The sequence below is a fragment of the Aeromonas sp. ASNIH2 genome (assembly GCF_002934795.1).
In the GTDB taxonomy this organism is placed as follows: Bacteria; Pseudomonadota; Gammaproteobacteria; order Enterobacterales; family Aeromonadaceae; genus Aeromonas; species Aeromonas caviae.
The window spans coordinates 3,354,888-3,379,103 of record NZ_CP026406.1 but is presented as its reverse complement, the minus strand read 5'-3'; the positions used below and the strand labels follow the sequence as shown (position 1 = coordinate 3,379,103).

Sequence of the window (24,216 nt, the reverse complement as noted above, 5' to 3'; positions counted from 1 at the left end):
TTCTCTCGATTTCATTCAATACCCCCGATTGTCTCATCGTAACAATCGGGACTGTCTGTGAAAATCAGGATACCTCAGCTGTAGCCGATGAGCTTGCAGGCTTTGCTGACATTATTGAGCTCTTTGGCGAGCTCTAGCAGGCTGAGTTTGCGACGTGCTACTTTCTCGTTGGTGGTCATACGGTGACTCCAGATAACACGGTAGGGGTACCGTTTTGTTATCCGGTTTGAAGCCGTATGACCACTCCCTTTTGTGGGCAACTGTCAGGTGAATACCATCTCCATACACTACGCATTCACTGCATGCAGCATTGGTACAACCTGAGCGATGGCGCGATGGAAGATGCTCTGTACGAAATCGCCTCCATGCGTCTGTTTGCCCGGTTATCCCTGGATAGCGCCTTGCCGGACCGCACCACCATCATGAATTTCCGCCACCTGCTGGAGCAGCATCAACTGGCCCGCCAATTGTTCAAGACCATCAATCGCTGGCTGGCCGAAGCAGGCGTCATGATGACTCAAGGCACCTTGGTCGATGCCACCATCATTGAGGCACCCAGCTCGACCAAGAACAAAGAGCAGCAACGCGATCCGCAGATGCATCAGACCAAGAAAGGCAATCAGTGGCACTTTGGCATGAAGGCCCACATTGGTGTCGATGCCAAGAGTGGCCTGACCCACAGCCTAGTCACCACCGCGGCCAACGAGCATGACCTCAATCAGCTGGGTAATCTGCTGCATGGAGAGGAGCAATTTGTCTCAGCCGATGCCGGCTACCAAGGGGCGCCACAGCGCGAGGAGCTGGCCGAGGTGGATGTGGACTGGCTGATCGCCGAGCGCCCCGGCAAGGTAAGAACCTTGAAACAGCATCCACGCAAGAACAAAACGGCCATCAACATCGAATACATGAAAGCCAGCATCCGGGCCAAGGTGGAGCACCCATTTCGCATCATCAAGCGACAGTTCGGCTTCGTGAAAGCCAGATACAAGGGGTTGCTGAAAAACGATAACCAACTGGCGATGTTATTCACGCTGGCCAACCTGTTTCGGGCGGACCAAATGATACGTCAGTGGGAGAGATCTCACTAAAAACTGGGAATAACGCCTTAAATGGCGAAGAAACGGTCTAAATAGGCTGATTCAAGGCATTTGCGGGAGAAAAAATCGGCTAAAACATGAAGAAATGAAATGACTGAGTCAGCCGAGAAGAATTTCCCCGCTTATTCGCACCTTCCCTAGTTCCCTTCTAGCAAGCTCCGGATGAGTTCGACACAAGTCATATGTTGCGACCTACCGCTCTGCTAGCACGGATGCATCCGAAATCAACTCAGCCAAGCTGTGTGCGTGGCTGGCAGCTGGGTTTGGTGGTAAAATATTTGGGTGTTGGGAGATCCCAACTATACACGACTATACACACCAAAAAAATCAATGTAAGTCATTGATTATTCGGCACTATTAGGTAGTGCCTTCCTGATTTGCAATCAGATAAAAGAGTCCAACATGTTCAGACCAGAATTGCTCTCCCCTGCCGGGACCCTCAAGAACATGCGCTACGCCTATGCCTATGGCGCAGACGCCGTCTATGCGGGCCAGCCGCGCTACAGCCTGCGGGTACGCAACAACGAATTCGATCACGAGAATCTGCAGCTCGGCATCAACGAGGCCCATGCCCTCGGCAAGCAGTTCTATGTGGTGGCCAACATTCAGCCCCACAACTCCAAGCTCAAGACCTTCATCCGCGACATGCGCCCTGTAGTGGATATGAAGCCGGATGCACTCATCATGTCCGATCCCGGTCTCATCATGATGATGCGCGAAGCCTTCCCCGACATGCCTATCCACCTCTCGGTGCAGGCCAACGCGGTCAACTGGGCCACGGTGAAGTTCTGGCATCAGATGGGACTGACCCGTGCCATCCTATCCCGCGAGCTGTCTCTCGACGAGATCGAGGAGATCCGCATGCAGGTGCCGGAGATGGAACTGGAAGTCTTCGTCCACGGGGCGCTGTGCATGGCCTACTCCGGCCGCTGCCTGCTCTCCGGCTACATCAACAAGCGTGACCCCAATCAGGGCACCTGCACCAACTCCTGCCGCTGGGAGTACAAGGTGCACGAGGGCAAGGAAGATGACGTGGGCCAGATCGTCCACCGCCAGGAGCCCATCGCCGTGCAAAAGGTGGATCCGACCCTGGGCGCAGGCAAGCCGACCGATGCCCTGGTGCTGCTGGAAGAGTCCAACCGCCCGGGCGAGTTCATGACTGCGTTTGAAGACGAGCACGGCACCTACATCATGAACTCCAAGGATCTGCGCGCCGTCGAGCACGTCGAGCGCCTGACCAAAATGGGCGTTCATTCGCTGAAAATCGAAGGCCGTACCAAGTCTTTCTACTACTGCGCCCGTACCGCCCAGGTCTATCGCAAGGCCATCGACGATGCGGTGGCTGGCCGTCCGTTCGATCCGACCCTGATGGGCACCCTCGAGAACCTGGCCCACCGCGGCTACACCGAGGGCTTCCTGCGCCGTCACAACCACAGCGAATACCAGAACTACGACTACGGTTACTCCGTCTCCGACACCCAGCAGTTCGTCGGCGAGATCACCGGTCGCAACGGTGACATGGTCGAAGTCGAGGTGAAGAACAAGTTCCTGCTGGGCAACAGCCTGGAGCTGATGACCCCCCAGGGCAACCTCAGCTTCAACCTGGAGCAGATGCAGAACCGCAAGGGCGAGCTCATCGACACCGCGCCGGGCAACGGCCACGTGGTCTACGTCCCGGTTCCCAAGGAGATCGACGTGAATTACGGCATCCTGCTGCGCAACCTCGGCGAGCGCGAGGATACCCGTCAACCTCACTCGGCGGCCTGAGATGGCACTGCTCATCACCGACAAGTGCATCAACTGTGACATGTGCGATCCGGAGTGTCCGAACCAGGCCATCACCCTGGGGAGCAAGATCTACGAGATAGACCCGGATCGCTGCACCGAATGCGTCGGCCACTATGAGAAGCCCACCTGCATCAGCGTCTGCCCCATCGACTGCATCATCTGGGATCCCGCCCATGTGGAGACCGAAGATCAGCTGATGGAAAAATTCGTGCGGATGCACAGGCAGTAGCTGTAGCACCTGCACCTGCACCTGCATCAGCGTCTGCGCCCCATGGACGGCATCCTCCGGGATCCCATCCATCGGGTGGGAAACCGAAGATCAGCTGATGGAGAAATTCGTGCGGATGCACAGGCAGTCAGCGTCTGACACTCGCGGGTGCATTATCCAGAAATAGAAAAAGCCGGGCATGCCCCAATGCTGATCAGTTAAGGATCCATTGACCGATCCTTCTGCTGTAGGACAATCCGGAACCAATCACTGGTTCCGGATTTTTTTATGTCTATTGCAAACGATCTGAACGATGTTGTTGAGGCATCTGGCGACATGCTGGCTCGGCTGGCCATTTTTGCCGACCATATTCCCGACGAATGGATTACTGCCGCTGCCGCCTTGTCTGAAAAGGCCACTATCCGCCGACGCCGCTTACCTTCTGATATGGTCTTGTGGCTCGTCGTGGGGATGGCCTTTTTCCGCAATGAGCCCATCTCCGAGGTCGCTCGGCGCCTCAACATCTGTGCAGAAGGGTTGGCCAATGATGCCTTGCTCGCGGACAGTGCCCTGTCTCAGGCCCGTCAGCGACTCGGCAAACAGCCGCTCGAGTGGCTGTTCAAACAGTGCGCCGATGTGTGGGGGCGGGAACGTTATCCTGAAGACCATTGGCACGGTTTACAGGTCTTTGCCATCGATGGGGCCCTGTTCCGAACCCAGGATATGCCTGAACTCAGAGCACATTTCGGCTCGGGTAACACCTCAACCAACCGGCAGACACCCTACCCGATGCTGCGGTTGGTCACGCTCATGAATGTCCGCTCGCATGTCATTGCCAACGCGGCCATCAGCCCGTACCGCAAAGGGGAAATCCCCCTGGCCAGCGAGTTCATTCACTCATTGCCGGACAAGTCAGTGACCCTGCTGGATAAAGGCTTCTTCGGTGCCGACCTGTTGCTGCGTATTCAGGCCGAAGACACCGACCGTCACTGGCTCATCCCGGAACGCAAGGGGCTGGTATACACGGAACTTGAGCGCTATGGCGACGGTGACCGTCTGTTGCAAATGACGGTCTCGCCTCAGGCTAGCAAGAAAAACCCGGCGTTGCCGACACACTGGCAAGTTCGCGCAGTGACCTATGAGGTGGCAGGCAAGGAGAAAACGGTCTTTACCTCCCTGCCCGTGGCGCGATTCAGCGCAGCTCAGGTGGCGACCCTGTACCACGAGCGCTGGGAAATCGAGCTGGGATACCGGGATATCAAAAGCGCGATGCAGCACAACGCCATCACGCTGAGAAGCAAGAAAGTGGACTTGGTCTATCAGGAGCTGTGGGGATTGCTGCTTGGATACAATCTGGTCAGGCGGGAGGCCAGCCAGGCCGCCGTAGCCCATCAGCGAGCGCCCAATGAGGTGAGCTTTAAGTTTGCCTGTCAGTTCATCGCGAACCAGATGGCAGTGATGGCGGGCGCGTTATCGCCAGCCCATACGCCACGGAGGTTGGCGGAGTTGCGGGGCTGCATAGGCGTCATGTTCATAGAAAAACGCCCCAGGCCATCGAGACCCAGGGCGGTGAAGATATCAAAGACCCGTTTTCCGGTAAATCGCAATGCGGCTCCGCTTAAGTGAACAGCATTGCGGGCATGCCCGGCTTTTTCTATTGCGCTGCCCTTCCCTCAGGGTTTGACCAGTTTTTGCAGCGCCTCGAGTTCGCGCTGGGCTTCCAGCAACTCGGCCTGGGACTCCTCCAGCTTGGACTGCTTCTTGGCAATCTTGTCCGGCTTGCCCGATACCCGTGCGCTCTGCAACTCGGCCAGCCGTTCTTCCACTTCTTCCCTCTGCTTGACCACCTTGCGTTGCTGCTCCTCAAGGAGCCCGGCATCGGTACAATGGGCCTCCAGGTTGCGCAGTGCCCGCTCAAGACCGGCTACCTGCTCCTGGTTGTTGTGCGCCCTGGCGAACGCAAGCTGATCCGTCACGGCCTGCTGTCTGGCCTTGCAGCCGATGTTTTCACTACCATAGGCTTGTCCGGCCAACAACAATAAGCCTATTCCGGCGATCTTCCACATAACAACCTCTTTGTTCTGTCATACTGGATGGCCGTCCATGAGACCTGACTCCCTGTGTGAGGTCAAGACACACGGGGCCGGGCTACGACAGAGTGTGCTCTGCATCATGCCGGGCCGCTTTCGCCGAGGCTACAATGGCCCTTTCAATCAGGAGAGTCACATGACCCAACACATTCTCATCATTGCCAACGGCGCCCCCTATGGCAGCGAGTCCCTGTTCAATGCCCTGCGCCTCGGCATCGCCCTCAAAGAGGAGGGAAAGGTAGACCTCAACCTCTTCCTGATGTCAGATGCCGTCACTGCTGCTCTGGCCGGGCAGGCTCCGGCCGAGGGCTACAACCTGCGCCAGATGCTGGAGATACTGCTGGCTCAGGGCACCCGGATCCGGCTTTGCAAGAGTTGCACCGATGCGCGCGGCATCACCCCGCTACCCCTTGTCGAGGGCATAGAGATAGGCACCCTCCCCTTGCTGGCCCAATGGACTCTGGCCGCCGACAAGGTGCTGACCTTCTAGCCGTCAGGGCCCAGCCCGGACCAGCGCAGGGCGCGAGGTCCGGGTACTCAGACCATAGAGCATCAGGATCACCAGGCAGAGCAGCGCCATCAGAGCGTAAAGCCAGCTCCCGCCCCAGTGGGCCAGCACCCAGCCTCCCAGCAAGGCCCCCATGGCCACCCCGAGTCCGGAGATGGAGGCCGCCCCGAAATAGCTCCCCTTCAAATGACCAGGCGCCATCTGATCGATCAGCACATTGAGCAAGGGGAAGAGGATGCACTCCCCGACGCTCAGGAGGATCACCGCCACTATCCAGTGCCACCAGATGGCGGTATCCCCCAGCGCAAACTGCAACTGGGCGCCGAGAAAGAGCGCCACCCCGAGTTGCAGCTTGCGCCGCGTGGACCAGCGGGCAGTCAGGTGCAGCAGGGGGAACTGCAGCATCACTATGGTCAGCGCGTTGGTCGTCACCAGCCAGCCGATGAGCCGCTCCACCTCCGGCGTCCCCGCGCGGGTCAGATACTGGATGAGGGGCGACTCGAACTGTGCATAGACCAGCATCAGCAGCAGATTGGCCATGATCAGCAGCAGAAACCCCCTGTCCTGCCAGAGCACCCGCAGCACGGCACGCATGCCGGGCCCGGCCGCCTGGCTGGTGTGGCAACCCGCCAGCCTGAACCCGATGACAAAGACGATGCCAAGCAGCAGATAGCTGGCACTGAGCAACAGGAAGGTCTCCTGACGCGCGCTCAGGCCATAGGTGACGCCGAGCAGAGGACCGATGGCCGCCCCCAGGTTGAGCAGGAAATAACGCAGGTGCAGCGCCAGCTCACGGGCTTTGGGCTCGGCCAGATTGTCGGCCATCAGTGCCTTGCCCGGTGAGTCGATGAGACCGTAGGAGAGTCCGCTGCCGATCACCCCGAGTGCCAGCCAGCCCACCTGGTGGGAGAGGCCGAGCAGGGCCACGCTGGCGGCGGAAACCAGGCAGCCGAACAGCAGGATGTTGCGCCGCCCCCATTTGTCCGAGAGCCAGCCGCCATAGAAGCTGACGAGAGTGGAAAGCGCCGCCGTGGCCCCCAGGATGGCGCCTATCAGGGTCGCCGAAAGTCCGTAGTCACGGTAGAGCAGGATGGAGAGAAAGGGCCAGACCATGAAGAAGGTGGTACGCACCATGAAAGTGCCCAGGATGACGATCCAGACCAGGGAAGGAAACTGCCTGAGGTAGGCCCATGACATGCTGCAATTCCTTTTGCCAACGAAGCGGGGTCGTCCCTTATATCAAGGGGCGCCAAAAGGAACAAGGAGACAATCTGCGCCATGCCGGGCGACAGGCACAAAAAAGCCGACCCAAGGGTCGGCTCTTTTACATACGGCAGCCTTATTCGGCAGCCGGCTCTTCGACGGCAACGGCAGCAGGAGCAGCAGCCGCTTCGGTCGGTGCGTTCGCTTCCTTGATGGAGAGACGCACACGGCCCTGACGGTCCACTTCCAGTACCTTCACCTTCACCACGTCGCCGATTTTCAGGAAGTCGGCCACGTTCTGCACGCGGGCATCGGTGATCTGGGAGATATGCACCAGACCGTCTTTACCCGGCAGGATGTTGACGAAGGCGCCGAAGTCAGCCAGGCGCACGACCTTGCCTTCGTAGATGCGGTTCACTTCGATCTCGGCGGTGATGGCCTCGATACGGCGGATCGCTTCCATGGCGGCTTCGTTGGCCACGGCGGAGATGCGAACGGTACCATCATCATCCAGCTCGATGTTGGTGCCGGTCTCTTCGGTCAGTGCACGGATCACGGAACCACCCTTGCCGATCACGTCCTTGATCTTCTCAGGATTGATCTTGATGGTGTGGATGCGCGGTGCGAAATCGGAGATCTGAGCACGGGGAGCCTGGATAGCTTCGTCCATCACTTTCAGGATGTGCAGACGAGCGCCACGAGCTTGCTTCAGGGCAATCTCCATGATCTCTTTGGTGATGCCTTCGATCTTGATGTCCATCTGCAGCGCGGTCACACCTTCGCTGGTACCGGCTACCTTGAAGTCCATATCGCCTAGGTGATCTTCGTCACCCAGGATGTCGGACAGCACGACGAAACCTTCTTCTTCCTTCACCAGACCCATGGCGATACCGGCAACGGAGGCCTTGATCGGCACACCGGCATCCATCAGCGCCAGGGAGGAACCACAGACAGACGCCATGGAGGAGGAACCGTTGGATTCGGTGATTTCAGAGACCACGCGCACCACGTACGGGAACTCGGCGGCGCTCGGCATCACGGCAGCAACGCCGCGCTTGGCCAGACGGCCGTGACCGATCTCACGACGCTTCGGGCTGCCCATCATGCCGGTCTCGCCGACGCAGTAGGGCGGGAAGTTGTAGTGCAGCATGAAGCGATCGGCGCGGTTGCCGGTCAGCTCGTCGATGTTCTGGGCGTCACGCTCGGTACCCAGAGTGGCCACCACGATGGCCTGAGTTTCACCACGGGTGAACAGGGCAGAACCGTGGGCACGGGGCAGGATGCCGGTACCGACGGAGAGGGCGCGGATCATTTCCGGATCGCGACCGTCGATACGCGGCTCACCACGTACTACGCGACCACGGACGATGCGGCTCTCCAGGCTGTGGAACTCTTCGCCGATCTTCTTGGCATCTTCTTCCACGCCGGATGCGATGACTTGCTCGACGACGCGGCCCTTGATGGCAGCGATGGTTTCGTAACGAACAGCCTTCTCGGTGATGCGGTAGGCTTCACCCAGTTCGCTGGTCGCCAGTTCGGCAACTTTGGCTTTCAGCGCTTCGTTGACGGCAGGCGGGGTCCAGTCCCAGGGCTTGGTACCGACGTCGGCAGCGAATTCATTGATGGCGTTGATCACGGTCTGCATCTGCTCGTGACCGTAGACCACGGCGCCCAGCATCACCTCTTCGGAGAGGATGGCCGCTTCGGATTCCACCATCAGCACCGCATTGGCAGTACCGGCAACCACCAGATCCAGATCGCTCTGGGGCAGTTCGGTAGTGGTCGGGTTCAGCACATACTGACCGTTCATGTAACCCACGCGGGCTGCACCGATCGGGCCGCCGAACGGGATGCCGGAGATGGCCAGGGCCGCGGAGGCACCGATCATGGCAACGATGTCGGGAGAAACGGCCGGGTTCACGGACATGACGGTGGCAACCACCTGAACCTCATTGAGGAAGCCTTCCGGGAACAGCGGACGGATGGGACGGTCGATCAGACGGGAGATGAGGGTCTCACCCTCGCTCGGACGGCCTTCACGACGGAAGAAACCACCCGGGATACGACCAGCAGCATAGGTACGCTCCTGATAGTTGACGGTCAGCGGGAAGAAATCACGGCCGTGATCGGCCTCTTTCTTGCCAACGACAGTCACGAAGACACAGGTATCGTCCATGCTGACCATGACGGCCGCAGTGGCTTGACGGGCCATCACACCGGTTTCCAGTGTGACGGTGTGTTGACCGTACTGGAATGACTTTACAATAGGATTCACGTGAATTTCCTTTTAACAATTTGGCGCTTTAAATTCGCGTGCAAGTATACTTGATTCGCATCAAAAGGTAAGCGCGGACGTCAATTCTGTGAGGCAGGCAACGGCCTGCATCCTGTTTGAAACGGGCAATAAAAAAGGGGAACCTCGCGGTTCCCCTTTTTTGCGAAATCTGATGGTCGATTAACGACGCAGACCCAGCTTGGCGATCAGAGCAGCGTAGCGCTGAACGTCTTTACGCTTCAGGTAGTCCAGCAGCTTACGACGCTGGGAAACCATGCGCAGCAGACCGCGACGACCGTGGTGATCCTTGGCGTGCTCCTTGAAGTGACCTTGCAGATGGTTGATCTGGGCAGTCAGCAGGGCAACTTGCACTTCGGGGGAACCGGTGTCGTTGGCGCCACGAGCGTTGTCGGCAACGATTTGAGCTTTGATCTCAGCATTTAGAGACATGGTATTACTCCAGTAGAGTGTTTAAAGGTTCACAGCCAATCTCTAATTCAGCCGTGAAATGAGGGCGGTATCATAATCGTCCCGGCCCCTTTTCGCAACGGGAAAGACGCGTGACAGACCGATACCACCTGAGGATCACTCCTCGTCGTGGTAGCGAACCAGACGCTTGGGCGCCACGCGCCCCTCGTCATCGATCTCGCCAACCCCGATGAATTCGCGCTCCGGGCCAACCGTCATGCGGACCTGGCCACTTTGGGGGCTACCTGCCACCTGCACGGCCTGACCCTGGTTCACATAGGCGGCCACGGCGACCAGCATGTTCACCTCGGGCAGAGAGGCCACAGCGGTGTCCATCGGCAGCAACAGGGGATCCAGCTGCTCCCGTGGCGGAATGCTTTCGGCCTTGGCCTGCTCGAAGATACACTCGAGCTGCTCCAGGGTCAGCATCCGCTCGTAGGGGTAGCTCGCCACCTGGGTGCGACGCAGCTGGGTGACGTGAGCGCCACAGCCCAGCACTTCCCCCAGATCGTCCACCAGGGAGCGGATATAGGTACCCTTGCTGCAATGCACTTCCAGCTTCACCTCGTCCCCCTCGAAGCCGAGCAGCTTGAGTTCGAAGATGGTGATGGGACGGGCTTCCCGCTCGATCTCGATCCCTTCACGGGCATATTCGTAGAGCGGGCGGCCGTTGTGCTTGAGGGCGGAGTACATGGACGGCACCTGCATGATGGGGCCGCGGAACTGGTCCAGCGCCTCGATCAGGGTGCCCACCGCCACGTTCACCGGGCGGGTGGAAACCACCTCGCCGTCGGAGTCGCTGGTATTGGTGCGCTCGCCCAGCTTGGCGGTCACCTCATAGCGCTTGTCCGCTTCCAGCAGATACTGGGAGAACTTGGTGGCCTCCCCGAGGCAGATCGGCAACATGCCGGTGGCCAGGGGGTCCAGGGCGCCGGTATGGCCAGCCTTGGCGGCGTTGTAGATCCGCTTGACCTTCTGCAACACATCGTTGGAAGTCAGGCCGGTCGGTTTGTCCAGCAGCAGGATGCCGTGTACGTCACGGCCTTTGAAACGACGTCTACGAGACATCTCAGGCGTTATCCTCAGTCGTGTCATCCGGTGCGGATTGCTCTTCGTCACGACCGGCTTCAGTCATGCGACGCTTGTCTTCACGCACAGTGTTGGTCACCAGGTTGGAGAGGCGCATCCCCTCGACCAGGGTCTGGTCGTAGTAGAAACGCAGCTCGGGCACCACCCGCAGACGCATGGCGCTGCCCAGCAGGCTGCGGATGTAACCGGCAGCCTCGGTCAGGCCCTTGAGCCCTTCCTTGATGCGCTCGGCGTCATTCTCCAGTTGCAAGAAGGTGACATAAACCTTGGCATAGTTGAGGTCCTTGGAGACCTCCACGTCGGAGACGGTCACCATGCCGATGCGCGGGTCTTTCACCTCGCGCTGCAGGATCAGCGCGATTTCACGCTGGATCTGCTGTCCGACCCGACGGGTCCGGCTGAATTCTCTGGCCATATTCTATCCTGCGATAAAAGGGGGCCGCGGCCCCCTATTTTGTCTAACTCTCGGCTTACAGAGTCCGTTGGATTTCAACGGTCTCGTACACCTCGATCTGGTCGCCTTCGCGCACGTCGTTGTAGTTCTTGACCGCGATACCACACTCGTAGCCGTTGCGAACTTCGTTGACGTCATCCTTGAAGCGGCGCAGGGATTCCAGCTCGCCTTCATAGATAACCACGTTGTCACGCAGAACGCGAATGCGGTTGGAACGCTTGACCACACCTTCGGTGACCATACAGCCAGCAACGGCGCCGAACTTCGGCGACTTGAAGACGCTACGCACTTCAGCCAGACCGATGATCTCCTGACGATACTCAGGAGCCAGCTTGCCGCTCATGGCCTGCTTCACTTCGTCGATCAGGTCATAGATGACGGAGTAGTAACGCAGATCCAGGCTCTCGGATTCGATGACCTTGCGCGCAGAAGCGTCGGCACGGACGTTGAAGCCCACCAGGATGGCGCTGGAAGCCGCGGCCAGGGTCGCGTCGGTTTCGGTGATGCCACCTACGCCGGAACCCACGATCTTCACCTTCACTTCGTCGGTGGAGAGTTTGACCAGCGCATCGCAGATCGCTTCCACAGAGCCTTGTACATCGGCCTTGATCACCACGTTCACTTCCGACACTTCGCCCTCGGTCATGTTGGCGAACATGTTTTCCAGCTTGGCCTTCTGCTGGCGAGCCAGCTTGACTTCGCGGAACTTGCCCTGACGGTAGAGCGCCACTTCACGGGCTTTCTTCTCGTCACGCACGACCGTGGCTTCGTCACCGGCAGAGGGAACGCCGGACAGACCCAGAATTTCCACTGGCAGAGAGGGACCGGCTTCCTTGATCTCGCGACCCAGTTCGTCACGCATGGCGCGAACCCGGCCGTACTCAAGACCACACAGCACGATGTCGCCCTGACGCAGAGTACCTTCCTGTACCAGCACGGTGGCAACCGGACCACGACCTTTATCCAGGAAGGATTCGATCACGACGCCGTTGGCCATGCCGTCAACCACCGCTTTCAGCTCCAGGACTTCGGCCTGGATCAGGATGGCTTCCAGCAGGTCGTCGATGCCTTCGCCAGACTTGGCGGAGACGTGCACGAACTGGCAATCGCCACCCCAGTCTTCGGACATGACGTTGTAACGGGCCAGCTCGGTCTTGACGCGATCCGGATCCGCTTCAGGCTTGTCGATCTTGTTCACCGCAACAACCAGCGGCACACCGGCTGCCTTGGCGTGCTGGATGGCTTCGATGGTTTGCGGCATCACGCCGTCGTCAGCTGCAACAACCAGAACAACGATGTCGGTCGCCTTGGCACCACGAGCACGCATGGAGGTAAACGCCGCGTGACCCGGGGTATCCAGGAAGGTGATCATCCCGCTGTCGGTCTGGACGTGGTACGCACCGATGTGCTGGGTAATGCCACCGGCTTCGCCCGCCGCGACCTTGGCTTTACGGATGTAGTCCAGCAGCGAGGTCTTGCCGTGGTCGACGTGACCCATGATGGTCACGACCGGCGCACGCGGCTTGGCTTCGGAGGTCTCGTCACGATCGCTAAGTACCGCCTCTTCCAGCTCGTTCTCACGGCGCAGCACCACCTTGTGACCCATCTCCTCGGCGACCAGCTGAGCGGTCTCCTGGTCGATCACCTGGTTGATGGTGGCCATGGCACCCATCTTCATCATCACCTTGATGACTTCAACGCCCTTGACGGCCATTTTGTTGGCGAGCTCCGCCACTGTGATGGTCTCGCCGATGACGACGTCACGGTTGACCACGGCAGCCGGCTTGTTGAAGCCGTGTTTCATGGCGTTCGGCATGGCCATCTTGCCACGCTTGCCTTTGCGGGCACGGGGATCGCGGGAGTTGCGGTCATTGCGGTCGTCTTCGCGACGGCCGACTTTCTTCGGCGCCTTGGCAGCGGCAGCCGTGCGACGGCTGGTCTCTTCCTTACGATCCAACTCATCTTCGGCCGCTTGCGCGTGCTTGTTGGTGGTCAGATGGTAATCGCTGCTCTCTTTGGCGCGAGCCGCTTCTTCTTCAGCCCAGCGGGCCGCATTCTGTTCCGCCATGATGCGAGCCTCTTCGGCTTTCTTCGCGGCGAGTTCTTCAGCTTTTTGCAAAGCTGTCTGTTCCTGTTGGCGCTTCAGTTCTTCTGCTTCGCGCTTGGCCATCTTTTCTGCCTCTTGCTGAGCTGTGCTACCGGCTGCTTTGGCGGGCTGTTGAGCCTGTCGAGCCTTCTGTTGTGCCTCGATCCGCGCCTTTTCCTCAGCTTCACGACGAGCCTGCTCAGCCTCACGGCGAGCCTTCTCTTCAGCGTCGAGGCGGGCCTTCTCTTCGGCCTCGCGACGAGCTTTTTCTTCTGCTTCCAAACGCGCTGTTTCCTCGGCTTCCGCCTGGCGCTGTTCATCTTCCAGCGCCGAGCGTCTTACATAGGTGCGAGACTTGCGCACTTCTACCTGCACTTCCTTGTTCTTGCCACCAGTCCCCTGAACACTCAGAGTGCTCTTGGTCTTGCGCTGCAAGGTCATGCGAGCAGGTGCGGTGACCTCGTCACCTCCATGCTGTTTCTTCAGATGTGCCAGCAGAGTCTGTTTCTCAGACTCGCTGACCATGTCGTCGGCCTTGCTCTTCACGATACCGGCATCGACAAACTGCTGGAGAAGACGATCAACCGGCGTGTCGATGTCAGTGGCAAGTTGCTTAACTGATACTTCTGCCATTCATTTTCCTCCGTTTGACCTTATTCAGACTGCTCTTCTCCGAACCAACAGATATTGCGAGCAGCCATAATGAGCTCACCAGCCTTCTCGGCGGTCAACTCTTCGATGTCGGCAAGGTCATCGATACCTTGCTCTGCCAAATCTTCCAGGGTGCCGACGCCGCGAGCGGCCAGGGCATAGGCCATTTCACGACCGAGGCCGGAGAGATTGAGCAGTTCTTCGGAAGGCTCGACGCCTTCAAAGGATTCTTCTTTGGCCAGGGCCTTGGTGGTCAGGGCATCCTTGGCACGCTTGCGCAGCTCTTCGACCATGTCTTCATCCAGACCGTCGATGGCCAGCAGCTCGTTGACCGGGACGAAGGCGATCTCTTCCAGGGTGGAGAAGCCCTCTTCCATCAGCAGGCCGGCGAAATCGTCGTCGATATCGAGGGTGCTGGTGAACAGCGTCAGGATGCGGTCGTTCTCGGCCTGGTGCTTGGCACGCATGTCCTCGACGGTCATCACGTTCAGTTCCCAACCGGTCAGCTGGGAGGCCAGACGCACGTTCTGACCGTTGCGGCCGATGGCCTGGGCCAGGTTGGCGGCTTCCACGGCGATGTCCATGGTGTGGTTGTCTTCATCAACGATGATGGAAGCCACATCGGCTGGCGCCATGGCGTTGATCACGTATTGGGCCGGGTTGTCATCGTACAGCACGATGTCGGCACGCTCACCGCTCAGCTCGGCGGAGACGGCCTGAACGCGGGCACCACGCATGCCGATACAGGCACCGATCGGGTCGATACGACGATCGTTGGTCTTCACCGCGATCTTGGCGCGGGAACCCGGATCACGGGCAGCGCCCATGATTTCAATCATCTCTTCGCCGATTTCCGGCACTTCGATGCGGAACAGCTCTTTCAGGAAGTCCGGGCTGGAGCGGCTGACGAACAGCTGGGAACCACGGGCTTCCGGACGCACGGCGTAGAGCAGGCCACGGATGCGGTCGCCGGGACGGAAGGTCTCACGGGGCAGCATGTCGTCACGGAAGATCACGGCTTCGGCATTGCTGCCCAGATCCAGGATCACGTTGTCGCGGTTGCTCTTCTTGACCACGCCGCTGATGATGGTGCCTTCCTTGTCCTTGAACTGGTCAACGACCTGGGAACGCTCGGCCTCGCGCACTTTCTGCACGATGACCTGCTTGGCGGTCTGGGTGGTGATACGGTCGAAGGTCACAGAGTCAATCTGGTCTTCAACATAGTCGCCGATCTGGATATCCGGCTGCTCGATCTGAGCGGCTTCGAGAGTGATTTCCCCGTACGGGTTCTCCATGGAAGCCTGATCGGCCACCACGACCCAACGGCGATAGGTGTCATAGTCACCGGTCTTGCGATCGATCTCGACACGCACTTCAATCTCGCCTTCGTATTTTTTCTTGGTCGCAGTCGCCAGCGCAGTCTCCAGAGCCTGGAAAATCTTCTCGCGTGGGACAGCCTTCTCGTTGGACACAGCGTCAACGACCAGCAAAATCTCTTTATTCATATCCGATAGCCTCGTTAACCAAAGTTCGGCACTATGTTCGCTTTTTGGATATTGGTGAAAGCCAACACCTCGTCCTTACCATCTACCGTCAGAGTGATCATGTCCCCCTGCACGGCTTTGATTACGCCTTTGAACTTGCGGCGGTTGTTTGTTGCCATCCGAAGCGTTACCGCCGCCTCCTGGCCAACGTATTTTTCGAACTGGGCGACCTTGAACAGTGGACGATCCAGACCCGGGGAAGACACCTCAAGGTAGTACTCCTCGGTGATGGGATCTTCGACATCCATGATGGCGCCGACCTGGCGGCTCACCTCGGCACAGTCTTCCACCGTCACGCCTTGCTCCGAGTCGATGAAAACGCGCAAGGTCGAGTGCTTACCCGCACGGATAAACTCGATACCCCACAGTTCAAAACCCAAGGCAACGACCGGAGCCTCGAGCAGATCGGTCAAACGTTGTTCCAACGTAGCCAAAGTCACCCTCCGAAAAACGAAAAAAGGGCATATAGCCCAGATAGAAATAGATTCAGAGTAAATTGCACATAACAAAAAGCCCCGATGTCAAATCGGGGCTTGGCGCTTTACCCTGATTGTCGCCTCGCAGCGACCGCCTTCCTGAGCGTAGGAAATGCGTGAAATTTGGTTGCGGGGGCCGGATTTGAACCGACGACCTTCGGGTTATGAGCCCGACGAGCTACCATGCTGCTCCACCCCGCGTCCGAAATCGTGCGAGATTATAGCCACTTCACTCTCGTGAGACAAGACTCAGCGGCTATAACATCCCGGTTACCCGGGTTCACTGCTTAATTGGTGCCGTGGGCGGGACTCGAACCCGCACACCCTAGAGCACTACCCCCTCAAGATAGCGTGTCTACCAATTCCACCACCACGGCAAAACTCTTATTCGGGAACGTCAGTATCTTTCTTCACTGGCGCTTTGCTCTGCTCAACTTGTTGAGTCTGTTGCAGATTTTCCCATTCACTACCCTGCTTGACCTTGTTGCTGGACATGGAACCCAGAACCAGACTAATCAAGAAAAACAGAGTAGCCAAAATCGCTGTTGTGCGGGTCAGGAAGCTGCCTGAACCACCGGATCCGAATACAGTATTCGATGCCCCTGCGCCGAAGGAGGCGCCCATATCAGCCCCTTTACCTTGCTGAATCATCACCAGACCAATCAGAGCCAGCGATACCAGCAGATAAACGACCAAAAGAATCTCGTACATTTAACTTGCACCCTTTGCCGCTTCAACTATTCCTAAAAACGCCTCGCCATCAAGACTTGCCCTGCCTATCAGACCGCCATCAATATCGGGCTGTGCAAACAAATCTTGTGCATTGGCCGGTGTCACGCTCCCACCATAGATGATTCTGACTTTCTCACCTATTACCGGAGTATCCTCCGCCAAGCGACTGCGAATAAAGGAATGAACCTCTTGTGCCTGCTCGGGTGTGGCGCATTTACCTGTACCTACAGCCCAGATTGGCTCGTAGGCGATGATAGCATTATCGAAAGCCATCGCGCCATTTTTCTCTATGACGATGTCCAGTTCCTCGGCAATCACCTCGAAGGTTCTTCTTGCCTGCCTCGCTGCGCCTGACTCACCCAGACAAAGTATGGGTACCAGACCTGCTGCTCTGACTGCCGCAAACTTCTCTGCGACGATAAAACTGGTCTCACCAAAGAGACGCCTGCGCTCGGAGTGGCCAACAAGTACATATCGGCAACCTGCCTCGACCAGCATCTCACACGAGATTTCACCCGTATAAGCGCCCTGTCTGTGCTGACTCACGTTCTGAGCCCCCAGCTTCACTCTTCCCTGCTCACCGAGCAGTTCGGCCGTGAAACCGAGATGCACATGGGATGGACACAAGACCACATCTACGTCTTCATCAATGCGTTCTGTGCACTGACTCGTAAACTGCTCTAACTGCGACCTACTACCGTGTAACTTCCAGTTGGCTGCTACAAACGGCTTGCGATGTCCCATCGGCAACTCCCTTGCGAAAGCGGGGCTGATAATATCCAGAGGATGCTCAGCTGACAAGTGCTATTTTCAAATTTTCGAATCGTTTGAACAAGATACAACCAAGGCGACTAAAAAGCCGCCTTGGTTGTTCATTAAAACGCCGATTCGACCTGTTTGGCGATGCGCTCTGCCATATCGCGCACCTGCTGTTCGTGTTCACCTTCGACCATGACCCGGATCAGGGGCTCGGTGCCGGATTTGCGCAACAGCACCCGGCCACGGCCGGCCAGTTCCAGCTCCACTGCCGCCACTTCCTGCTGAACGGCACTGGAGGTCAGCGGATCCTTGCCTTCGGCGAAGCGCACATTGACCAGCACTTGCGGGAACTTGCTCATGCCCGAACGCAATTTGGCCAGCGGCATCTCGGCACTGCGCATGGCCGTCAGCACCTGCAGGGCGGCGACGATACCATCCCCCGTGGTGGTCTGATCCAGGCAGATGATGTGACCGGAGTTTTCGCCCCCGATGCGCCAGCCCTTCTCGTTCATCATCTCAAGCACGTAGCGGTCACCCACCTTGGCACGGGCAAAGGGGATGCCCAGGGTCTGAAGTGCCAGCTCCAGCCCCATGTTGGCCATCAGGGTGCCCACCACACCGCCCTTGAGGCGGCCATGGCGCAAGGCATCCCGGGCGATGATGTAAAGAATCTCATCCCCGTCGATGATGTAACCAGTGCTGTCCACCATCACCAGACGGTCGCCGTCACCGTCGAAGGCGACGCCGAGATCGGCCTTGCATTCCTGGACCTTGGCGGCCAGCGCCTCCGGTGCGGTGGAACCGACGCCGTCATTTATGTTGAGCCCATCCGGGCTGCAGCCGATGGCGATGACTTCGGCACCCAGTTCGCGGAAGACGGAAGGGGCGATGTGGTAGGTGGCACCATGACCGCAATCCACCACCATTTTCAGCCCTTCCAGGCTCAGATTGGAGGGGAAGGTGCTCTTGCAGAATTCGATGTAGCGACCAGCCGCATCATCGATGCGCTGCGCCTTGCCAAGCTCCGCGGACTCCACGCACTTGAGTTCGTTGTCGAGCTCGGCTTCGATGGCCAGCTCGACATCATCGGGCAGCTTGGTGCCGTCGGCGGAGAAGAACTTGATGCCGTTGTCGTAATAGGGGTTGTGGGATGCACTGATGACGATGCCGGCTTCGGCACGGAAGGTGCGAGTCAGGTAGGCAACCGCCGGGGTGGGCATGGGTCCCATCAATATGGCTTTGAGACCGGCGGCGGAGAGCCCCGCCTCCAGTGCCGACTCCAGCATGTAACCGGAGATACGGGTATCCTTGCCGATCAGCACCTTCTTGGTCCCTTTCTTGGAGAGCACCTTGCCGGCGGCCCAGCCCAGTTTCATGACGAAATCCGGGGTGATCGGGTATTCACCCACCTTGCCGCGCACGCCGTCGGTGCCGAAGTACTTTCTGGTCATTGTCTGTTTCTCGTTTTTCTATTTGGATATGAAATCTTGTCCCGTCATGGTCATCCAGCCTGTACGCAAGACATCCATGGTGGCCCGCACGTCGTGCACCCGGATGATCCTGGCGCCATGTTGCAACCCGATCAGGGCACAGGCCAGACTACCAGCCAACCGCTCGGCTACCGGGCGGTCAAGCAGGTTGCCTATCATAGACTTTCGTGACATGCCCACCAAGAGCGGAAGTTGGTAATCGAGCAGTGACGCCTGCTGGGCCAACAGCTGATAGTTGTGCGCCAGCGTCTTGCCAAAGCCATAGCCTGGATCCAGTACCAGATGCTCACGCGGGATACCGGCCCCCAGACAAGCGGCAATCCGCTCGTCAAAGAAGGCTCTCACCTCCCCCACCAGATCGTTATAGCGCGGCTCCACCTGCATGGTACGGGGCTGCCCCTGCATGTGCATGAGGCATACCGGTACGCCAGCCTCGGCCGCCGCGCCCAGCGCTCCCGGCTCTTGCAGGGCGCGGACATCATTGATGAGGTGACCACCAGCAGCACAACCCTCCCGCATGACAATCGCCTTGGAGGTATCGAGGGAGATCATCACATCCAGCTCGGAGACCATGCGCTCCACCACGGGGATGACCCTGTCCAGCTCCTCCTGCTCGCTCACGTCGGGGGCGCCCGGGCGGGTCGACTCGCCACCTATATCGATAAGGGTGGCCCCATCGGCCACCATGTCGCGGGCATGACCCAACGCCAGATCGATCTGCTTGAAGCGGCCACCATCTGAAAAGGAGTCCGGCGTCACATTGAGAATGCCCATGACATGGGGACGGTCGAGAGAAAGGGTACGTCCCTTGCTGATTAACTGCATTGCTTCAACTACCTCCAACAAGAGCGGCAAACTCTTCGTGCAAAGAAAAACCCCGGGCAAGCCCGGGGTTTGTATCATGACAACTTATTTGGCCGGGACATCGTTCGCCTTGTCGATGTCACTCAGAGGTGCACTGCCCTCTTCAGCCGGCGCCTTGGCCTCCGGCTCGTTGTTCACGCTGGCACCACCTTGCGGGGTGTCACCGTGCTCATCATGCCAGTTGCTGGGAGCACGGACCTCGCGACGCGCCATCAGATCATCGATCTGCTTGGCATCGATGGTCTCGTACTTCATCAATGCATCTTTCATGGTGTGCAGCACATCCATGTTGTCCAGCAGGATCTGCTTGGCACGATCGTAGTTGCGATCGATGACCTGCTTGACCTCTGCATCGATGATGCGGGCGGTATCGTCAGACATGTGCTTGGCCTTGGCCATGCTGCGGCCGAGGAAGACTTCACCGTCCTCTTCTGCGTAAAGCATGGGGCCGAGACGCTCGGACATGCCCCACTGGGTCACCATCTTGCGGGCGATGTCGGTGGCACGTTCGATGTCGTTGGATGCACCGGTCGATACCTTCTCGGCACCGTAGATCAGCTCTTCCGCCAGACGACCGCCATACAGGCTGGAGATCATGGACTCCAGATGCTGCTTGGAGTGGCTCCAGCGGTCCTGTTCCGGCAGGTACATGGTCACACCCAGCGCACGGCCGCGCGGAATGATGGAGACCTTGTAGACAGGGTCATGATCCGGCACCACGCGACCAATGATGGCGTGACCCGCTTCATGATAGGCCGTCATCTCCTTCTCGGACTCTTTCATCACCATGGAGCGACGTTCCGCCCCCATCATGATCTTGTCCTTCGCCTTTTCGAACTCCAGCATGGAGACCACTCGGCGGCTCTCGCGAGCAGAGAAGAGGGCAGCCTCGTTCACCAGGTTGGCCAGATCGGCACCGGAGAAACCAGGGGTACCACGGGCAATCAGCGCCGGATTGACGTCATCCGCCAGCGGCACCTTGCGCATATGCACTTTCAAGATCTGCTCACGACCGCGAACATCCGGCAAGCCGACCACGACCTGGCGGTCGAAACGACCTGGACGCAGCAGCGCAGGATCCAGTACGTCGGGACGGTTGGTGGCGGCGATGACGATGATGCCCTCATTGCCTTCAAAACCATCCATTTCAACCAGCATCTGGTTCAGGGTCTGCTCACGTTCGTCGTGACCACCACCCAGACCGGCACCACGCTGGCGACCGACCGCATCGATCTCATCAATGAAGATGATGCAGGGGGAGGATTTCTTGGCCTGTTCGAACATGTCACGCACCCGGGAGGCACCGACACCCACGAACATTTCCACGAAGTCCGAACCTGAAATGGTGAAGAACGGCACCTTGGCCTCGCCTGCAATGGCTTTGGCCAACAGGGTCTTACCGGTACCGGGAGGACCTACCAACAGGACGCCGGTCGGGATCTTGCCACCCAGCTTCTGGAATTTGGTCGGGTCACGCAGATAGTCGACCAGCTCCTTGACCTCTTCCTTTGCCTCGTCACAACCGGCTACGTCGGCGAAGGTAGTCTTGATCTGATCTTCGCTCATCAGGCGAGCCTTGCTCTTGCCGAACGACATGGCACCCTTGCCGCCGCCGCCCTGCATCTGACGCATGAAGAAGACCCAGACACCGATCAACAACAGCATCGGGAACCAGGAGATGAAGATGGACGTGATCAGGGACGGTTCTTCCGGCTTCTCACCCATCACCTTGACGTTATGGTTGAGCATGTCGTTGAGCAGTTGGGGATCCGGCGCAGGAATGATGGTGGTGAAACGTTCACCGGTGCGCTTGACGCCATTGATGACCTTGCCATCCATCCGCACTTCACGGATCTGCTCCTGGGTCACTTCTTTCACGAAGCTGGAATAGTCCAGCTGGCGACTGGTGGTATCGCTGGGGCTGAAGCTATTGAACACCGACATCAGCACGACGGCGATGACCAGCCACAGGATTAGGTTTTTCGCCATGTCACTCAAATCAATGACCTCGCAGACTGACAGTTAACGATGAGGGTTAGGGTACTACAGTTTAAAACCGGTAGCCACAATGTAGACTTCTCGTGAACGGGCACGGGACGAGTCTGGTTTTCGAATCTTGACGACAGAGAAAAGTCTACGTATTTCATTGAGATAGGCATCAAACCCTTCCCCCTGGAACACCTTGACTACAAAACTGCCATTACTGCTCAGGACCTGATTGCACATGTCCAGCGCCAGTTCCACCAGGTACATGGCACGGGCCTGATCCACCTGCTGGGTACCGCTCATGTTGGGCGCCATGTCCGACATGACGACATCCACCTTGTCGGGGCCGACTCGCTCAAGCAAGGCGCCGAGTACAGTTTCCTCCCGAAAGTCCCCTTGCAGGAAATCGACACCGGCAATGGAATCCATCGGCAAAATATCGCACGCAATGACGCGCCCCTTGTCACCGACCTGGTCGATGGCAAATTGGGACCAGCCACCGGGAGCAGCCCCCAGGTCCACTACCGTCATCCCCGGCTTGAGCAGCCGGTCTTTGCCCTGGATCTCATCGATCTTGAAAACGGCGCGAGAGCGCAGTCCCAACTTCTGGGCTTTCTTGACGTATTGGTCGTCGAAATGTTCTTTTAACCAGCGGGTTGAACTGGGGGAACGTTTTTTCTGGGTCATGATTGTCGACTTTAAAAAACCACAAGGGTTATTAGTATTAAGGGCTAAGTGGGGGTAGAATACGCCCCTTTCAACCCTGACTTATGAAGAAATTGCCATGATTCTCAACAATAAACAGAAACAGTATCTCAAGGGCCTGGCCCACAGTCTGAAGCCGGTCGTCCTGCTGGGACAACACGGTCTGACCGAAGGGGTGCTGGCCGAGATCGATCTGGCCCTGAACCACCACGAGCTGATCAAGGTTAAGGTTGCGTCTGAAGATCGTGAGATGAAACAGCTGGTGATGGATGCCATCGTTCGCGAGACCGGCGCCATCAAGGTACAGAGCATGGGCCATGTACTGACCATCTACCGTCAGGCCAAAGAGCCCAAGATCCAGTTGCCGCGCAAGTAACAGGAAAGAGCATTCGCTCTTTCCTTCATTTCCCTTCTTCCCAAGTCGCTTGCCAAAATAGTTGTCAGGCCCTTAACCTGCGATGAATAGTCGCGGACACCCACTATGGACAAGCATCAGCTCCTCACCGATGAAGAACTGGCCATGCTGCGGGACCTGGGAAACGATGAAGACATTGCCACCAGCCAATACCTGCGCGGCACCCTGCCCCTTCCTCTCCAAAGCCTGTTGCAGCGAGCCAAGCCTCTGACACTCGAAGCCCGCATCGCCGGCTACCAATTGCGTTTCCCGCTCCACTGCACCCATGCAGAGGAGGGCCACGCCGAGCTGCGCATCGCCGCGCCGACCATTACCGAGCTGGGTTCGCCCCATCTGCGCGCCTGGCGACTCGACGAAAAGGCCGTGCTCTGCACCGAAGACGCGGAGTACGAGGTATACAGCCTCTCCCTTGGCGGTCTCATCGTGGCCGGCTTGCCGGACTCCTTTGCCAAAGGAGATCCACTTGGCGGATACCTTCGCATCGAGGATCTTCCTCCCCTGGCCATGACAGGCGCCCTCATCAGGCACGTGGATGCCAATCAACATCACCATGACTGGGCCGTCCAGTTACGACTGGGCAAGGAGGATCAGGAACAATTGCGGGACTGGCTCTTCCTGCGCCACCAGGACGCCTTCGTCCAGGCCTATCAGGGTGACTAAAGACAACAGGGGAGCCCGGCTCCCCTGTCTCTTTCCCCGCCGTTCAATCAGAGATAGGCAACTTCCAGGATCTCATACTCCACATCGCCACCCGGCGTCTTGACGATGGCAACGTCATCCACTTCCTTGCCGATCAGGGCGCGGGCAATGGGGGAGTTCACGGAAATCATGTTCTGCTTGATGTCCGCCTCGTCGTCACCCACGATGCGGTAGATTACTTCCTCTTCCGTTTCACTTTTGAGCAGGGTCACGGTTGCGCCGAAGATGACACGGCCATTGTTGGCAATCTTGGTGACATCGATAATCTGGGCATTGGAGAGCTTGCCTTCGATTTCCTGAATGCGGCCTTCACAGAAACCCTGCTGCTCGCGGGCGGCATGGTATTCGGCATTTTCTTTCAGATCGCCATGTTCACGGGCATCAGCAATCGCTTCGATAATCTGGGGACGCAGCTCGGTCTTGAGATAATCGAGCTCTTGACGCAGCTTTTCAGCGCCGCGAACAGTCATCGGAGTATGATTCATAGTCGAAACCTGGGTTGCTTTATAAAGAGAAGCTGCGGCAATCAAAAGAGAGCCGCAGCTGTCGGTTCGGATGGGGCATCTTAATATGAAGCCGCCACAAAATCCATGTCAGCCCCTGCGAGCGGGATCCCGCTTTGGGCCAGC

General features: G+C 58.2%; 22 protein-coding genes, 2 tRNA genes and 2 pseudogenes. 7 read left to right on the top strand and 19 right to left on the bottom strand.

All coding sequences use genetic code 11. From position 1 onward, the window contains the following. Positions 1 to 77 precede the first annotated feature (77 nt). Positions 78 to 179 (bottom strand): annotated as a pseudogene (locus C3F36_RS16155) (IS481 family transposase); the annotation flags it as partial. A 93-nt stretch (positions 180 to 272) separates the two neighbouring features. Here C3F36_RS16155 and C3F36_RS16150 point away from each other — a divergent pair. From C3F36_RS16150 to C3F36_RS16135, 4 genes and pseudogenes are all read left to right on the top strand, one after another. Continuing rightward, positions 273 to 1,088 (top strand): annotated as a pseudogene (locus C3F36_RS16150) (IS5-like element IS5 family transposase); the annotation flags it as partial. A gap of 411 nt (positions 1,089 to 1,499) precedes the next feature. Continuing rightward, a complete protein-coding gene (trhP, locus tag C3F36_RS16145) occupies positions 1,500 to 2,864 on the top strand; it encodes a prephenate-dependent tRNA uridine(34) hydroxylase TrhP (RefSeq protein WP_010675357.1) in 1,365 nt (454 codons plus the stop codon). A gap of 1 nt (position 2,865) precedes the next feature. Beyond that, positions 2,866 to 3,114: a YfhL family 4Fe-4S dicluster ferredoxin gene (locus tag C3F36_RS16140; RefSeq protein WP_010675358.1), complete on the top strand. Its 249-nt coding sequence runs from the start codon at positions 2,866 to 2,868 to the stop codon at positions 3,112 to 3,114. 267 nt (positions 3,115 to 3,381) lie between these two features. Next, positions 3,382 to 4,719: an IS4-like element ISAeme15 family transposase gene (locus C3F36_RS16135; RefSeq protein WP_041205620.1), complete on the top strand. Its 1,338-nt coding sequence runs from the start codon at positions 3,382 to 3,384 to the stop codon at positions 4,717 to 4,719. 47 nt (positions 4,720 to 4,766) lie between these two features. Here the strand turns inward: C3F36_RS16135 and C3F36_RS16130 are convergent, their stop codons facing one another. Then, a complete protein-coding gene (locus C3F36_RS16130; RefSeq protein ID WP_039041125.1) occupies positions 4,767 to 5,159 on the bottom strand; it encodes a DUF1090 domain-containing protein in 393 nt (130 codons plus the stop codon). 160 nt (positions 5,160 to 5,319) lie between these two features. Here C3F36_RS16130 and C3F36_RS16125 point away from each other — a divergent pair, with 160 nt between their 5' ends. Further along, complete coding sequence (locus tag C3F36_RS16125) at positions 5,320 to 5,673, top strand: DsrE/DsrF/TusD sulfur relay family protein (RefSeq protein WP_010675361.1); 354 nt, start codon at positions 5,320 to 5,322, stop codon at positions 5,671 to 5,673. Positions 5,674 to 5,676: 3 nt separating this feature from the next. On the opposite strand, the gene C3F36_RS16120 is transcribed toward C3F36_RS16125, so the two are convergent. The 16 genes from C3F36_RS16120 to rlmE all read right to left on the bottom strand — a co-directional run bounded on the left by C3F36_RS16120 (position 5,677) and on the right by rlmE (position 22,455). After that, the gene (locus C3F36_RS16120; protein ID WP_042880137.1) at positions 5,677 to 6,888 is read right to left on the bottom strand and encodes an MDR family MFS transporter; all 1,212 of its coding nucleotides are present in this window, start codon (positions 6,886 to 6,888) and stop codon (positions 5,677 to 5,679) included. A gap of 142 nt (positions 6,889 to 7,030) precedes the next feature. Then, positions 7,031 to 9,169 carry a polyribonucleotide nucleotidyltransferase gene (gene pnp / locus C3F36_RS16115; protein WP_104455440.1) on the bottom strand — a complete coding sequence of 713 codons (2,139 nt, stop codon included), beginning with the start codon at positions 9,167 to 9,169 and terminating at the stop codon, positions 7,031 to 7,033. 180 nt (positions 9,170 to 9,349) lie between these two features. Next, positions 9,350 to 9,619, bottom strand: a complete 270-nt coding sequence (rpsO, locus tag C3F36_RS16110; RefSeq protein ID WP_010675364.1) for a 30S ribosomal protein S15 — start codon at positions 9,617 to 9,619, stop codon at positions 9,350 to 9,352. 135 nt (positions 9,620 to 9,754) lie between these two features. Beyond that, complete coding sequence (gene truB / locus C3F36_RS16105; RefSeq protein WP_010675365.1) at positions 9,755 to 10,705, bottom strand: tRNA pseudouridine(55) synthase TruB; 951 nt, start codon at positions 10,703 to 10,705, stop codon at positions 9,755 to 9,757. 1 nt (position 10,706) lies between these two features. Continuing rightward, positions 10,707 to 11,141, bottom strand: coding sequence for a 30S ribosome-binding factor RbfA (gene rbfA / locus C3F36_RS16100; RefSeq protein WP_010675366.1), 435 nt, complete (start codon positions 11,139 to 11,141; stop codon positions 10,707 to 10,709). Positions 11,142 to 11,196: 55 nt separating this feature from the next. Then, positions 11,197 to 13,899: a translation initiation factor IF-2 gene (infB, locus tag C3F36_RS16095; protein WP_043153231.1), complete on the bottom strand. Its 2,703-nt coding sequence runs from the start codon at positions 13,897 to 13,899 to the stop codon at positions 11,197 to 11,199. A gap of 20 nt (positions 13,900 to 13,919) precedes the next feature. After that, positions 13,920 to 15,422, bottom strand: a complete 1,503-nt coding sequence (gene nusA / locus C3F36_RS16090) for a transcription termination factor NusA (RefSeq protein ID WP_039040286.1) — start codon at positions 15,420 to 15,422, stop codon at positions 13,920 to 13,922. A 14-nt stretch (positions 15,423 to 15,436) separates the two neighbouring features. Beyond that, entirely contained in the window at positions 15,437 to 15,895 is a 459-nt protein-coding gene (gene rimP / locus C3F36_RS16085; RefSeq protein WP_010675370.1) for a ribosome maturation factor RimP, read from the bottom strand. A gap of 166 nt (positions 15,896 to 16,061) precedes the next feature. Next, a tRNA-Met gene (locus tag C3F36_RS16080) sits at positions 16,062 to 16,138 on the bottom strand. A gap of 91 nt (positions 16,139 to 16,229) precedes the next feature. Then, a tRNA-Leu gene (locus tag C3F36_RS16075) sits at positions 16,230 to 16,314 on the bottom strand. Between the two features lie 7 nt (positions 16,315 to 16,321). Further along, positions 16,322 to 16,648 (bottom strand): preprotein translocase subunit SecG, encoded by a 327-nt coding sequence (secG, locus tag C3F36_RS16070; protein ID WP_010633113.1) that lies wholly within the window; start codon positions 16,646 to 16,648, stop codon positions 16,322 to 16,324. After that, the gene (tpiA, locus tag C3F36_RS16065; RefSeq protein ID WP_104455439.1) at positions 16,649 to 17,413 is read right to left on the bottom strand and encodes a triose-phosphate isomerase; all 765 of its coding nucleotides are present in this window, start codon (positions 17,411 to 17,413) and stop codon (positions 16,649 to 16,651) included. A gap of 131 nt (positions 17,414 to 17,544) precedes the next feature. After that, positions 17,545 to 18,879: a phosphoglucosamine mutase gene (gene glmM / locus C3F36_RS16060; RefSeq protein ID WP_042014473.1), complete on the bottom strand. Its 1,335-nt coding sequence runs from the start codon at positions 18,877 to 18,879 to the stop codon at positions 17,545 to 17,547. Between the two features lie 18 nt (positions 18,880 to 18,897). After that, on the bottom strand, positions 18,898 to 19,743 hold the full coding sequence (gene folP / locus C3F36_RS16055; RefSeq protein WP_104455438.1) for a dihydropteroate synthase: 846 nt from the start codon (positions 19,741 to 19,743) through the stop codon (positions 18,898 to 18,900). 84 nt (positions 19,744 to 19,827) lie between these two features. Next, positions 19,828 to 21,780, bottom strand: coding sequence for an ATP-dependent zinc metalloprotease FtsH (ftsH, locus tag C3F36_RS16050; RefSeq protein ID WP_104455437.1), 1,953 nt, complete (start codon positions 21,778 to 21,780; stop codon positions 19,828 to 19,830). 45 nt (positions 21,781 to 21,825) lie between these two features. Next, the gene (gene rlmE, locus C3F36_RS16045) at positions 21,826 to 22,455 is read right to left on the bottom strand and encodes a 23S rRNA (uridine(2552)-2'-O)-methyltransferase RlmE (RefSeq protein WP_010675375.1); all 630 of its coding nucleotides are present in this window, start codon (positions 22,453 to 22,455) and stop codon (positions 21,826 to 21,828) included. 97 nt (positions 22,456 to 22,552) lie between these two features. On the opposite strand from rlmE, the gene yhbY reads away from it, so the two are divergent. Both yhbY and C3F36_RS16035 read left to right on the top strand, forming a co-directional pair. Next, positions 22,553 to 22,849 (top strand): ribosome assembly RNA-binding protein YhbY, encoded by a 297-nt coding sequence (gene yhbY, locus C3F36_RS16040; protein WP_010675376.1) that lies wholly within the window; start codon positions 22,553 to 22,555, stop codon positions 22,847 to 22,849. Positions 22,850 to 22,954: 105 nt separating this feature from the next. Continuing rightward, positions 22,955 to 23,548: a PilZ domain-containing protein gene (locus C3F36_RS16035; RefSeq protein WP_104455436.1), complete on the top strand. Its 594-nt coding sequence runs from the start codon at positions 22,955 to 22,957 to the stop codon at positions 23,546 to 23,548. Between the two features lie 47 nt (positions 23,549 to 23,595). Here C3F36_RS16035 and greA read toward each other — a convergent pair whose 3' ends face one another. Then, a complete protein-coding gene (gene greA / locus C3F36_RS16030) occupies positions 23,596 to 24,072 on the bottom strand; it encodes a transcription elongation factor GreA (RefSeq protein WP_045525791.1) in 477 nt (158 codons plus the stop codon). Positions 24,073 to 24,216 lie beyond the last annotated feature (144 nt).